Consider the following 12956-nt stretch of genomic DNA (forward strand, 5'->3'; position numbering starts at 1 on the left):
CACCGAATCGCCGGGTGTACCCCACCCTTGTCTACATCAGTTCGCGCACCACGCGCAGGCCGACGATATCGTTCGCGAGCACGGCCGAAAAACCGTTGCGCAGCGCCGAGCGCAGGTAGCGCGGGTTGTACAACCACGAGCCGCCGCGCAGGATGCGGCGCACCTGGTCGCCGCCCGTTTCCCACGCGCTGCCATCGACCGGCGCGCCGTCGTAGTTCTCGTGCACGACGTCCTGCACCCATTCCCACACATTGCCGTGCATATCGTGCAGGCCCCAGGCGTTCGGCGCGAAGGTGTCGACCTTCGTGGTGCCGTGCCGGAATTCGCCGCGCGGCCCGCCGTTGTAGGTGAACGTACCGTCGAAATTGGCCTGCGTCGTGGCGATCGTGTCACCCGTGTTGAAGGCGGTTTTCGTGCCGGCGCGGCAGGCGTATTCCCATTCGGCCTCGCTCGGCAAGCGATAGCGCTTGCCGGTCGCCTCGCTCAGCCACGCCACGTAGTGCAAGGCATCGAACCAGGTAATGCCCACCACCGGGTGGTCGTCCGTCTGCGGGAAACCCGGCGCGGCCCAGTCGACTTCACCGGCCGGCTGCCAGGCGCTGGCCTGCACGAACGCGCGCCACTCGCCCACCGTCACCGGATAGCGGCCGATGGCAAACGGCCGCTCGATGCCAACCCAGTGCTGCGGCGTTTCGCGCGCGATCCAGGTTTTCTGCGAGCCGGCCGCCATCGCGATGCGCCGTTCGTGCTCGGGGGAGCCCATCTGAAAGCGGCCCGTCTGCACCAGCACCATCGCCGGGGCGCTGCCGCTGCCGTCGATGAAGGCGTCGCGCAGGATGCTGGTGTCGGCGCCCGGCGCTGGCGCAGCGTCACACGGTTCCACGGCAACCGTCGATGCTGCCGCGGTCACCGGTAGGTCGGGCGCCGCAGCCTGCACCGCACCCCGCGCCGCTTCTTCGTCGCGCGCTTTTTTCTGCTGCGCCAGATACGCTGCCGCCGCCGTCAGCTGCGCCGCCTTGCGCGCCGCTTCCTCCTTGGCCGCCTGGGTCTTGGCGACTTCTTCGTCGCGCCGGGCCAGCAGTTGCTGGCGCAGCGATTCCTTGCGCGCCAGACGGGCCTGTTCGGCCTCGAGCCGTTCGCGCCGCTGCTGTTCGCGCAACTGGACGCGGCGCTGCTCGTCCTGCTGCGCCTTGATCACCGCCGCCGCCTCGGCTTCGATCTTGCGCCGCGCGGCCAGCTCGCGCGCCACGCGTTCGTGCTCGGTGCGCTCGCGCGCCTCCTGCGCCGCCAGCTCCAGCGCTGACGGCCCGGCCGCCGCACGAATCGCCGCCAGCAGCGCGTGCACGCTGGCCGGGCGCGCCGAAGGATCGCGGCCGAAGCCACTGCGCAGCACGTCCCACTGGCGCGCGCCCAGCGTCTCGGGCACGGTGCCGCCGGGTTCACCGGGCAGCACGCCGGTGAGCAGTTGGTGGATCATGACCGAGACGGCGTACACGTCCAGGATTGGCTCCGGCGTCAGGCCGTCGTTTGCCGCCTCCGGCGCCCGATAACCGGCCGTGCCGGATGTTGCCGGTGCGTCGAGCCTGGAGACCGGGCCGCTAACCCGCGCGCGCGCCGCGATGCCGAAGTCGAGCAGCTTGACGTCGCCCTTCTTCGTGACGAACACGTTGCCGGGCTTGATATCGCGGTGAACCAGGTGATGGCGCTCCCACGCATAGTCGAGGGCCGCAGCGACCGGATCGAGCAGTGACAACACGCGCGCAAGGGGCAATCGTCCTTCGCGCACCAGCACGGCGTCGAGGTCCTCGCCTTCGAGGTATTCCATGATCAGGAAAAAGCTCGACGTGGCCGGGTCTTGCGCCCATTCATACACGCGCACGATGTGCTCGTGCGCCAGGCGCCGCGCCCGCGTGGCTTCCTGGATCAGCAGCTTGGCGTGGCTGGCGGCGGACGTGGCGTGCGCCGGCAGGATCTTGAGCGCGACCTGCGCGCTGTGCCCCAGTTCGGCGTGGGTGGCAAGGTCGGTGGCTTGCCACACCTGGCCCATGCCGCCGTGCGCGATCAGGCGCTCGAGCCGGTAGCGCCGGTTTTGCGGGCCGATTTCCTGGCCCGTCATCAGGCCGATCTCGGTGCCGGGGCGCGCGGCGGGTATAGATGAAGATGCAGATGCAGATGCAGATGCAGATGCAGATGCGGATTCCGATACAGGCGCGTCCACCAGCGCATCCGGCTCGGCCGGCCGCTCGCCCGGCTTGTAAGCCGCGTCGAGGATCGCGTTCTTGCGCAGGTCGAACTCTTGCCGGCTCAGCAAGCCGTCTTCGTGCAACGCGCGCAGTTCGCGGATCTTGTCGATGGCTGATTGCATTGATCGATCAGGCAGACGGCGCCCCGCCGCACGCGGCGCAGACTCGCTCGCCCGGCTTCACCGGATGACCGTGCACGCACTGGCGCGCGCCGGCCACGACAGCCTGTGCATGCAGGGCCGCCTTGTTGACGTCGTTCTGCATCGTCAAGAGGTCGAGCTGGTGGCGCCGGTCTTTATCTACCTCGTGTTCGCGCCGCGCCTGTTCGTCGCGCACCAGCTGCGCCGCCGCGCGCGCTGCTTCGCTCACGTCGACCTTGCCGGCGCCGGCCACGCCCGCCAGCGCGGTGAGCTGGTCGGCAGCCATGTCGGCATGCACGCGCGTCTTGAGATAATCGGACAGCACCGCCGCATTGCCCGCATCGGCCAGCGCCAGCTTGGCCGTGTCGTCCATCGCGCCCAGCGCGGCGGCGCGTTCCAGCGCCAGGCGCGCCAGCGCGATCTCGTGCGCCCGTTCGCCATCGCGGGCCGCTTCGCTCACGTCGTGCATCGAGCGCGCATGCAGCGCATCGAGTTCGATCGTGCGCTGCAATTTGGCCTGCTGGGCTTCGGCATCGAGCTTGCCGGCGCCGCGGTGTGCGTCGGCGATGCGCTGGCGTGCCTGCTCATCTTCCCAAGCCTGGGTGCGTTCGGCGTCGCGCAGGCGCGCATCGTTGGCCAGCTTCAAGGCCTGATAGCGCGCCTGGTACTCGGCTTCATCGATGTCGCGCATGCGGCGCGCCGCCTCTTCTTCGCTCTCGCGCAGGCGAACGAGTTCGGCGCGCTGGCGCGTCGCGTCCTCGATCAGGCTGGCCTGCTCGATCTTGTGGCGGATCTGCTGCTGCAGCAGTTGCTGCGAGAAGCGCTGCTGCGCCACCTGGCGCGCGTGCTGCGCTTCTTGCTGGGCGGCGGCGACTTCGGCGCGCATGTGCACGGCGGCCAGCGCGCGCAGGTGCTGCCACTGCGCCGCTTCGTCGGCGCGCTGCGCGCCCTTTTGCGCGGCCTCGTGCTGCAGTTCGGCCAGCACTTCGCCGGCGCCCTGGGCCATTGCCTGCTCGCGCGATTTGGCTTCGAGGATGCGGCCATACAGTTCGATCTGGCGCGCACGCACGCCATGGGCGCGGTCGGCGCCCTGCAACGACATCTCGGCCCGCGCGATCGCGTCATCCTGGCGCAGTTCGGCGCGGCGAATGCGCAGGCGCGCTTCTTCTTCGCTGCGCTTGATGCCCTGCCATTCTTCGGCGCTGTACAGTTCGTCGAGGTGGCGCTTGTGCGCCAGTTGCACGTGCTGCTCGTCGGCCGCCAGCCACATGCTGCCCACGCGGGCGCGGTTGGCGTCGTATTTGTCGTGGCGCAGCTCCACCGTCTGCACGCTCGTCACGGCCAGGCCGTAGTCGGCCAGCAGCAATTTGAGACCACCCTGCAGGCGTGCATCGAGTTCTTCGCGCAACGCGCCGCCGGCCGCCATCTCGCGAATGGAACGCGCGCCGATGAATTCGAGCGCCAGCTGGCGCACCGGATGCGCCAGCAGTTCGCGCAGCTCGGCCGCGCCGATGGTGCCGGGCGTGGTCATGAAGTGGCGGGCAAAGGCCGGCACGTTCTCGATCCTGATGCTGACCGTGAAGCGCACCGCGATATCGAGATGCTCGCAGGTGGGAATGTGATCGAACTCGAACGGCACCGGCAGCGCCGTGGTGCGCGTGACGAGGATCTCGGCGTGCTGGTCGCGCAGCAGGTGGTTCAGGCGCGTGAAGAAGCCTTCGAGCTCGTATTCGCCCTGTGGCACTTCGGTCGCCTTGTCGCCCTGCAGGATGAAGCCGCGCGCCGTGGCCGGCACGCGCAGCGTCTTGACGAACAGGCCCGACAATTCACGCAGGCCGAAGAACACGGCCAGTTCATCGGGCGCGGGCACCCAGCGGTTCTCGACCAGCGCCGGCTTGCTGCGCGGCGCCCCAAGAATCACGCCGCAACCGGCGCAATAGCGCGCATCGACCGCATTCTTGCGCTCGCAGCGCGGGCAGCTGGCGCCGTTTACTCCGAACATGTGCAACATAGTCGACTCCGTTTTCTCTCTTGCCTTGCGCTTTTGCGTGCGAATCTGACTGCGAACCTGCCAACGAACCCCTGGATTCTAGCAGGGCGATGCCTGCGGCCACGGTGCGGCCACGCACACCCGTGCGCGTGGCCTCCACCGTTGGATCGCAGTGAAATAATGATCAAATAATGCCGATGCGCTCCACACACGCCAGGCTGGCGCCGCGCGCGCGCAGCGTCTCGCGCATGCCCTGCGGCAGCGCGCCTTCCCACGCCCTGGGCAGCAGGATGCGGTCGCCCGGCCCCGCTTCGCGCGTGATCAGCGCGCACTTGGGCGCCAGCGCGTCGACCGTGTCGACCTTCCCCGTATGCCAGGCGCTCGATGTTCCGGTGGCGATCACCCTGCCCCGCGCCATGAATTCGCGGCCGCGCGCGATGCGGTCGGCCATCACCAGCGCCAGGCCGTACGAGTCGCCCGAAAAACCCGCCTCACCGAAGCGCACCGTCGTTTTCCACTGGCCCTGGCCACGGCCGTCGAAGTGGCGGGCGCCCGCCAGCACCGCGCGCACCTGGCCCTGGCGCAGCGCATCCAGGTCCGGCACGCTGATCGCATCGTCGTCAGCATCGGTTGACCCGGCCAGCGGCCGCACGCTCACTTCGACCCAGCCCAGGCCATCGTGCTCTCCGCCGCTGTGCATCGGGAACCAGGTGCGCGCGCTGGCCACCCCGGCGCCGGGATCGGGCTGGCCGGTCAGCGCGCCCAGGTGCGGCAAGCCGTCCGGGCCGCCGGCCAGCACGCCGTCAGGCACGCGGCCCAAGCCGTGGCCCAACATGCGACCGTCGATCCGGCCCAGATGCCAGGCGTCGGACCAGCCGTTGGCGACCACGGGCCGCGCCGGCTGGAACACGCCGCGCACGATGCGGTCGGCCAGCACGGCGGCCAGTTCCCAGTCGCGCGAGGCCAGGTCGAACGCACGGTCGGCGCTGAGCACCACCTGGTCGCGGCTGTCGAAACGCGGCTCGGTGTGGCGCGCCAGACGCACGATCTGCTGCATGCGCTCGGCCAGCGCGGGCGCGCCGGGCACGCTGCACTTGACGTCGGCGCGCCCGGCGCGCGGGCGGCGCGTGGCGGTGATCGTGACCATGCCGCCGTCGGGCAGGATGCTGCGGCAGCTGGCCTCGAGCATGGGTGCGTTCATGCCGTCACCTCGTCCTGCACGTTTGTCACGCGGCGTGCGCCCGACTCGGTCTCGAGATTGGTCACGATGCGATCGGCCTCGTCGAACAGCACGTCGAGCGGGCCTTCGCCGGCGATTTTCATCCGGGCCAGCAGCGCCCAGGCTTCGTCGAGCGCGGCGGCGGCGCGGCGGCTGTGGCGGGCGCGGCGCAGTTGCTCGTGCTGTGCCAGCGGCTGGCCGGGCGCGGCCAGTTCGAGCGCCGGCATCGTGCCGACCGCCAGGCTGACCAGGTCGAGCCGGCGCAGCAGATCCTGGTGCTGGCGAAAGCGCGCCTGATCGGCCGGCAGCACCGCCATGCGCACGGCGCACATCAGGCACGGGAGCTCCAGGAACAGGCGGCGCAACGCACGCGCATCTTCGCAGGCGGGCACGAAGGCTTCGTTTGGTGGGGCGGTCAAGGTCACGGCGGTCTCAGACGCTGCTTCCGGGACGGCTGCCTGCGCCGCCAGGCGTGCTTCGAGTAGCGCCGCGTAATCGTGCGTCGCACCGATATCGACCGGCACGCAATCGTCGACCGTCACGCCAAAGCGGGTGTACATCAGTTGATTGAAGCCGGAGCGGAAGGTATTCCACTCGTCCAGCGTCGTGCACGGCGGCAGTTCGAGATTGCCCTGGGCCAGTTCGCGCTGCAGCGCCGTTTGCGCCAGCCCGGCAAACCCTGCCAGTTCGACCGCGCTGCCCGCTTCGCTGGCCAGGAACAGGTCAAAGCGCTGGTGCGTCGCGCGCGGGTCGCTGGCATCGACTGCGAACGTCACGCGCAGGCCGATCTCGGGCGCGCCGGCGAACGGCACCAGGTCACAGGTGTATGGGCCCGGATGGACGCACCACGCGGTTTCGCCTTCCAGCGCGGCGATGCGGCTGCCAGATGCCAGGCGCCGGCTGCGGCCACCGCGGTCGACCAGCACGGCGGCGCAAGGCGCAGGAATGGTGATGCCCGATGGCGCCGGCAGCGCGATCGCCATGCCGCCAAGCAGACTCGCGTCGAACGCGTCCTGCCGTGGCGGGCGGCGCAGTGGATTCCTGAACAGTGAACCTAGCATCATCGTCCTTGATTGGGCTCTCGGGAACTACATTACAGAACTACATTACGTTGCCGGAGGTGGCACGGGCCTGACATCAAAGCGCGCGCCATGTTGTTGAAAATGTGCGGCTGGCGAGGCAGCGAATGGCCAGCGGCCTTCGCATTCGCCGTCGGGGTCCAGGCTGCCCTGCACGATCACGCCGCCGGCGCCATCGCGCACGGCAATCGTCGCGCGCGCGGCCAGCAGGTCCGCCGCACAGGGCGCATCCAGGTCGAGTTGCACCACCACGCCGGGCACGCCGGCCTGGTCGACAAAGTGCAGGCGCCACATCCGGTCATCCGTGCGCAATACGTCCAGCGGCGCGCCGCCGTCGGCTGCGCGCAGCAGGCCCGCGCTGCCGGTCCACACCGGCGTCGCGCGCCGCGCATCGGCCAGGTGGCGCAGGCGGCGCAGGCTCAAAGGCGAATCTTGCAGCGCGGCGCGTTCGCCGTGCGTCAGCGGCCGGCTGCCGTCCAGCGCCGCCAGCAGTACGGCGTCACTGAGCAGCAGGCGGTCGCCCTCCACACGGCGCGCCAGCAGCGCACCGGCCTGCAGTTTGCGATCCAGGTTCGTCATGCCCATCGTTGTTCCTCCTTTGTTCCAACCACCTCGTTCAGGCGCAGTATCGCGGCGTCGCGCCGCTTGCGCAGGGTTGGCAGCGAGACGCCGTCGAGCAGGGCCAGCTGGCCCATCGTCGGCAATTCGCCCGTGGCGGGGTCGCACCATTCGGACGGATAGCAGTCGTCGAATGGCCCGAGCAGCTTGAGGTACACCGCCAGGCGCACCGGCAAGCTGTCCTGCGCCATCCGGCGCGCCGCCCAGCTGGCGCGGTCCTCGACCGCCGCTGCCAGTACAAGGTAGTTGGGGGGAAGTGAAACGGCGGGGGCGATCGATGCCGATGGTGCAGTCTGCGCCGTGTCGGGCGGGCGGGCCTCGATGGGGGTGTCGGCCTGCGGCGCCTCGCGCTCTTCCTCTTCCTCTTCCACTTCCTCTTCCTGGCGCGCCTCCAGGATCTGATCCGGGCCAGGCGTGCCAGCCTGTTCCGACTCGTTCAGTACGCGCCAGTAGTCGTCGAGCCAGGCATCGGCCGTGCCAGCGTCCTGCAGCCAGTCGCCATCGCGGTTGGCCGACAAGGCCTCGTACTCGCCGATCTCGCGCAGCATCGCGTCGATTTTATCGGGATGCGATTTGAGGCTGGCGAAGCGCTTTGAGCGCGTGTGCAGCGGGCCGGGCGCGCCGGTGTGCGCTTCCAGGCTTTCGCTCCAGCGCATGATCCATGCCGGCTTGCAGTCGCCGATCGCGCGCAGCTGGCGCGCTTCGATCGGCATCGCTTCGACGCTGCGGCCCAGGATCGCGCCGACCTGCGCCGCGTGTTCGCGCCAGCTCTCGAACAGCCGCGCGATATCGTGGTAGGCCGTGTCGAGCATCCGGTACGCATACATCCGGTTCGGGCTGCATGGCCGGCTGCACGCCACCTGGTAATGATCGCTGTCGACCTTGTCGCGCAAGACCGCATACAGGTCGTTGAATTTCTTGCGCAGGAGCGCGTCGCCACCCGGCTGCGTCCAGAACGGGCCGATGCGGGCGTGTTCTGCGGCCACGGCCGCGCACAGTGCGGCCCAGTCGGCGGGCCGCGCCTGCAGTTCACAGACCAGGCTGACGGCCAGCTCGGCCGTCGTCTCGCCGTAGCTGTTGCCGGGCGCAGCGGCGCGGCTGCCGGCCGCGTGCAGGACCGGGGCGACCGTCTCCACGTACGCGGCGAGCGACTGCTGCCGATCGTGCTCGAGCAGGCAAGCCGGACCGATGCGGGCGAGCGCCTGCAGGGAGCATTGACCCAGCAATTTGCGGACCTGCTCCCAGCCGTGCTCCTGATACCGGGTGCCCGGTAAGCGCATACCTTCCTCGTCCTCGATCTCATTGCGCAGATGTTGCGCAACGAAATAGATGATGCCATACAAACACAGCATTCAGGCGCGCTGGAGACCCTTATTTGTGCCTCTTTTCCAACGACTGACCGGCCATCGACGCCAGCAGGGCCGCCACGACCGGAGCCGCATGGCCGCCGCCGGTCAGCGCCGAGTGACTGACAAAGGCGGCGAACGCCAGCCGGCGCGTCTGGCCCGGCAAGGTGCCCGGCTCCAGGTAGCCCATGAACCAGACCGTGGCCAAATCGTCCTTGCCGGCCGGCGCGGTACCGGTCTTGCCGTACAGGCCCGGGCGCAGCGCCGCCAAAGCCGGATGGCGGAACGCGCCGGCCGCCGTGCCGTAGTCGATGACGCCCTTCATGCCGGCGCGCACGCGGTCGAGCCGCACGCCGAGCGGCGCGCCCTGGCTCGGCGCCGCGCCGCGACCGTCGAGCGCCAGCAGCAGGCGTGGCGCGACGGACCGCCCCTCCCCGACGCTGGCGGCCACCAGCGCCATCTGCAGGGGCGTGGTCTGCATGCGCAGGCCGATCGCCATCTGGCGCAGCTCGTGTCGGCTGTGCACCGGGTCGAGCTGCGACGCGGTGGCCGACAGCGCGTCCCACGCATCCCAGCGGTAGTCGGGCGGCAGCAGGCCGCCGTCGAGCCTCAGCGGCTGGCCGAAGCCCAGGCGCGCCGCCATCCCCGCCACCGGCCGCGCGGCGTCGAGCGTGCCCGGTACGAGCGCGGCGGCGCCGGGCATGCCGCCGTCGGGCTGGCCGAGCAGCGTGCGGTCGCTCAGCTCAGCCGTCCAGGCGAACCACGTATTGACGCTATGCGCCATCGCCCCGACCATGCCGAGGCGGCCGTCCTCGGCGCGGGCGCCGGTGATCTGGTCGCGGAAATTGGTGATGCGGGCGCGGTTGTTATCGTACGGATAGCTCGGCGCGCCGGTGCGGAAGTCGTAGCCGCCGCCGTGCGCGATGCGGTCCACTTGCGCCAATGGCAAGCCACCCAGCAGGGCGTCGAGTTGCCGGTCGTGTTGCGCCGCCTGCTCCAGGCCAAGCGCCGTGATGACTTTGAAAGTCGAGCCGGGCGCGCGGTGGGCGCCGCCGTCGTGCTGGAAGGCGGCGATGCGCAAGGGGCTGCGTGCGGGATCGGCGCGGTCGAAGTCGCGTACCTCGGGCCAGTTGCCGGGGGCCGGCATCGCGCCGCCGCTCGACGCGGCCGCCAGGATATCGCCATTGCCGGCGTCGAGCAGCACCAGACCGGCGCGCCGCTCGGCGGGCGGCGCCTGCGCGCCGCTGCAGGCACGCCCGTCCCAGTGGCCGTTGTGCAGGCCAATGCAGTCGAGCAGCACCTGGGCCCGTTCTTGCAGCGCCAGGTCGAGCGTGAGGTTCGCAGCGTGTTCGCTGCCACCGAGGCGCGCCAGCATGCCGGCCACGCTGCCGTCGTGCTGGCGATGCACGCCGAGCAGCGGCGCCAGGCCGGCCAGCGTGGCGCGTGCCGATGGCGCGCCGTCCTGCCACAGGGCGTCGCCATTGCGGTCGAGCAGGCGCACCGGCGCACTGGCCGGCCGCGCGCCGCGGCTGCCGACGGGCAGCGCCTGCCACGCGAGCACGCCCCGCTCGACTTTCAAATGGCGATAAGCGGCGTCCGCGTTGCCGGACATCCGGGCCAGATCGAGCGGCTCGACCTCGACCTTCACCGACATCGTGGCTGGCAAAGGCGACAGCAGCAGGTGCTGGACGGCGCCGCTGTCCGGACAAGCGCGCCCATCGCACGCGCCACGGGCGACGAGGGTGGCGCCAACGACGCCCCGCACGCGCCCGGCGACCAGCAGTTCGAGCGGCCTGCCCTCGGCCCGCGCGCTCAAGGTGACCAGGCTGTCACGCTGGCCGCCTTCCCAGCCGCCGACACGGCTCCACGGCGCCCACTCCTGCGGCACTTGCGCAAACAGGCGCATCGCTGCGAGGGGCAAACCCGCTTCGCGCACGGCCGGACTGCCGGCCACCGCCGCCTGCCACAGCGCAGGCGCGCCGGGCCGCACGCGCCACGCCACCAGCCGCCGTTCGCTGTTGAACACGCGCACCTGTTCGCGCACGAACGCGCCATCGGCCCGGTGATGCAAACGCTCGAGCAGGCGACGGTCGCCGGCGTCCTGCTGAAAATCCTGCCAGCCCGGCAGCGGCGCGCGTGCTTCCTCGCTCGCCCCGAGCCAGGCCAGCAAGTCGCGTGGCGCCAGTTCGATCAGGCCATCGCGGCCCAGCCGCAGCAAGCCGCGTGCGCGCAGCGCTTCGAACAGCGCCTGGTCTTCGAGGCCGGCGCCGGGAGCCAGCGGCACTTCCCATACGCCGGCAGGCAGGCGCAGCGCCACCGGCGCGCCGACAGCCGGGAAAGCTTGCACGAGTGCCGCGCCAGACGACGGTGTTCCGGGCTGGAAATGCTGCAGCACCAGTTCACCGGCCTGCGGGCAGGCGCCGCTCGGCTGGCGCCTGAAGCGCAGCGCTTCGCCGCGCCACAGCAACCAGCCCGTGGTCCCCAGCGCGGCCTGGCCCTGGCGCGCATGTGTGATGACGCCGCCGGTGGCGTCGCTGACCCAGCTGGCAGTACCGAAGCCGGCGTTCCAGGCGATGCGCAAGCCGGTGCCGGCGTGGCCCGTGATGTCGATGCGCGGCATGCTGGAGCCGTCCTGCGCCAGCAGCACGCTGCGCGGCGGGCCATTGCCCCCGCGCGCCAGCGCCGCCGCCTCGCCGAAGGGATAGCCGACACGCAGCGGCAGCAGCCGTGGCTGGCTTGGGTCGAGCATCTGGTTGCACAGGTCGACCCGGACCGCCGGACCGGCGCGCATGCTGCCGGCAATGACGAGCGCCATTGCGCCATGCTGTGTCAGCGACACGCCGGGCTCGGACGGCACCACGAAATCCAGCCCCGGGGCCAGCGGCTGCAGTGCGGCGAGGGCCTGCGCCCCTGGCACGTCCCGTGCATCGTCTGGCAGCGCGCGGGCATGCATGGCCAGCGCGACCGCGCCGCCCATCACGAGGGCCAGCGCGGCCCAGGCCGGCCCGAGCGAGATGGTCCAGCCCCGCCGCAGATTGCGGGCACGCCGCCGCTTCGTGCGCGACGCGGCGTAGTTGCGGGTCAGGGTGGCGAAGGGGCCGGTCATGCGCGAATCCAGTCAGTGGCGTGGCGCCCATGCGCCCTTGCGCAGGGCTAGCGGAGGGGCGGTGAAACCGCTGAGCGGACTGGCGCCGCGCGCGCGTGTCCAGGCCCGTTTTGGCGCAGCTCACCCCCTGTTTTCTGCGGCTCGTCGCACACCGCTGGAAGCGTTGCGGGGACACGCCTACAGTACACACATCGACACACCAAACCTACCACCAAGGAGAAGCAAAATGAACGTCCTCAAACACATGGAAGCCGTCTTCATCGCCGCCGCCCTGATCGCCGTCCCTGTCGGTTATCTGGCCAAGGTATCTGACGCCAACGCCGATGCGTACAGCCCAAGCAGCGCGGCCATCGCCAGCGGCGCCAAGGTCGCCACCGTGACCGTGACCGCCAAGCGCTTGAGCAGCGTTGAAAAGTCGCAGCTGCTGGCACTGGACACCGTCACCGCAGCGAGCCGGATGTGAACGCCGCATGCCGCCGCCGCGCCCCTGTGAGGCGCGGGGCGGCCACTGATGGCGCCTCGCCCGCCAAACTGTGTCAGTTGTAAGAACTTGCTTCAAGCTTCGCGTCACCGGTCCCGGATTGCTATATTCGGCTTATCCGCTTGTGGATCTGGAGACGACCATGAAATCCCCCCTTATTCTCGCAGCCCTGATCGCCATTGGCGCCGCTGCCACTATCCCGCTGTCTGCACAGGCCCAGCCGCATGTCTCGGTCGTGATCAGCAACGCCCCACCGCCGCCCATCTATGAACGCGTCCCCGGCCCGCGTCACGGCCACGTGTGGGCGCCCGGCTACTGGGAATGGCGCGGCCATCGCCATGACTGGGTGCGCGGCCATTACGTCGTCGCCCGGCCCGGCTATGTGTACGCGCCGCCGAGCTGGCACCACCGTGGCAATCGCTGGGTGATGGAACCGTCGCGCTGGAACCGCGGCCCTGGCCGCCATTACGGCCCGGCGCCGGTGTATGTGCGTGGCCATGACGGCTATGACCGCGACCGTGGTTATCGCGACCGCGATCGCTACCATGGCAATGGCAATGGCAACGGCCGCGGACGTGGGCCGGACTTCGACCGCGACGGCATTCCGAACCACCGCGACCGCGATCGCGACAACGACGGCGTCCGCAACCACCACGACCGGGACCGCGATGGCGACGGCGTGCGCAATCGCCACGACCGCCGTCCGGACAACCCTTACCGTCGTTAACTCGGGG

9 protein-coding genes are annotated in these 12956 nt (G+C 70.2%); 2 read left to right on the forward strand and 7 right to left on the reverse strand.

The window, feature by feature from the left end; translation table 11 throughout:
- Positions 1–31: 31 nt before the first annotated feature.
- The 7 genes from AB2N08_RS13970 to AB2N08_RS14000 all read right to left on the reverse strand — a co-directional run bounded on the left by AB2N08_RS13970 (position 32) and on the right by AB2N08_RS14000 (position 11741).
- Positions 32–2365 (reverse strand): SUMF1/EgtB/PvdO family nonheme iron enzyme, encoded by a 2334-nt coding sequence (locus tag AB2N08_RS13970; protein ID WP_367611263.1) that lies wholly within the window; start codon positions 2363–2365, stop codon positions 32–34.
- Positions 2366–2372: 7 nt separating this feature from the next.
- Complete coding sequence (locus tag AB2N08_RS13975) at positions 2373–4394, reverse strand: hypothetical protein (protein ID WP_367611264.1); 2022 nt, start codon at positions 4392–4394, stop codon at positions 2373–2375.
- A gap of 163 nt (positions 4395–4557) precedes the next feature.
- Positions 4558–5574: a hypothetical protein gene (locus AB2N08_RS13980; protein ID WP_367611265.1), complete on the reverse strand. Its 1017-nt coding sequence runs from the start codon at positions 5572–5574 to the stop codon at positions 4558–4560.
- Entirely contained in the window at positions 5571–6653 is a 1083-nt protein-coding gene (locus AB2N08_RS13985; RefSeq protein ID WP_367611266.1) for a hypothetical protein, read from the reverse strand. The genes AB2N08_RS13980 and AB2N08_RS13985 overlap by 4 nt, the downstream gene beginning before the upstream one ends.
- Before the next feature lie 45 nt (positions 6654–6698).
- The gene (locus tag AB2N08_RS13990; protein ID WP_367611267.1) at positions 6699–7250 is read right to left on the reverse strand and encodes a hypothetical protein; all 552 of its coding nucleotides are present in this window, start codon (positions 7248–7250) and stop codon (positions 6699–6701) included.
- Positions 7247–8569: a hypothetical protein gene (locus tag AB2N08_RS13995; protein WP_367611268.1), complete on the reverse strand. Its 1323-nt coding sequence runs from the start codon at positions 8567–8569 to the stop codon at positions 7247–7249. Before AB2N08_RS13995 ends, AB2N08_RS13990 begins: the two co-directional genes overlap by 4 nt.
- A gap of 91 nt (positions 8570–8660) precedes the next feature.
- The gene (locus AB2N08_RS14000; RefSeq protein ID WP_367611269.1) at positions 8661–11741 is read right to left on the reverse strand and encodes a penicillin-binding transpeptidase domain-containing protein; all 3081 of its coding nucleotides are present in this window, start codon (positions 11739–11741) and stop codon (positions 8661–8663) included.
- A 226-nt stretch (positions 11742–11967) separates the two neighbouring features.
- On the opposite strand from AB2N08_RS14000, the gene AB2N08_RS14005 reads away from it, so the two are divergent.
- Both AB2N08_RS14005 and AB2N08_RS14010 read left to right on the forward strand, forming a co-directional pair.
- Positions 11968–12204, forward strand: a complete 237-nt coding sequence (locus AB2N08_RS14005; protein ID WP_367611270.1) for a hypothetical protein — start codon at positions 11968–11970, stop codon at positions 12202–12204.
- A 160-nt stretch (positions 12205–12364) separates the two neighbouring features.
- Positions 12365–12949, forward strand: coding sequence for a thrombospondin type 3 repeat-containing protein (locus AB2N08_RS14010; protein WP_367611271.1), 585 nt, complete (start codon positions 12365–12367; stop codon positions 12947–12949).
- Positions 12950–12956 lie beyond the last annotated feature (7 nt).

It is taken from the genome of Massilia aurea (genome assembly GCF_040790145.1).
Lineage (GTDB): Bacteria > Pseudomonadota > Gammaproteobacteria > Burkholderiales > Burkholderiaceae_D > Telluria > Telluria aurea_C.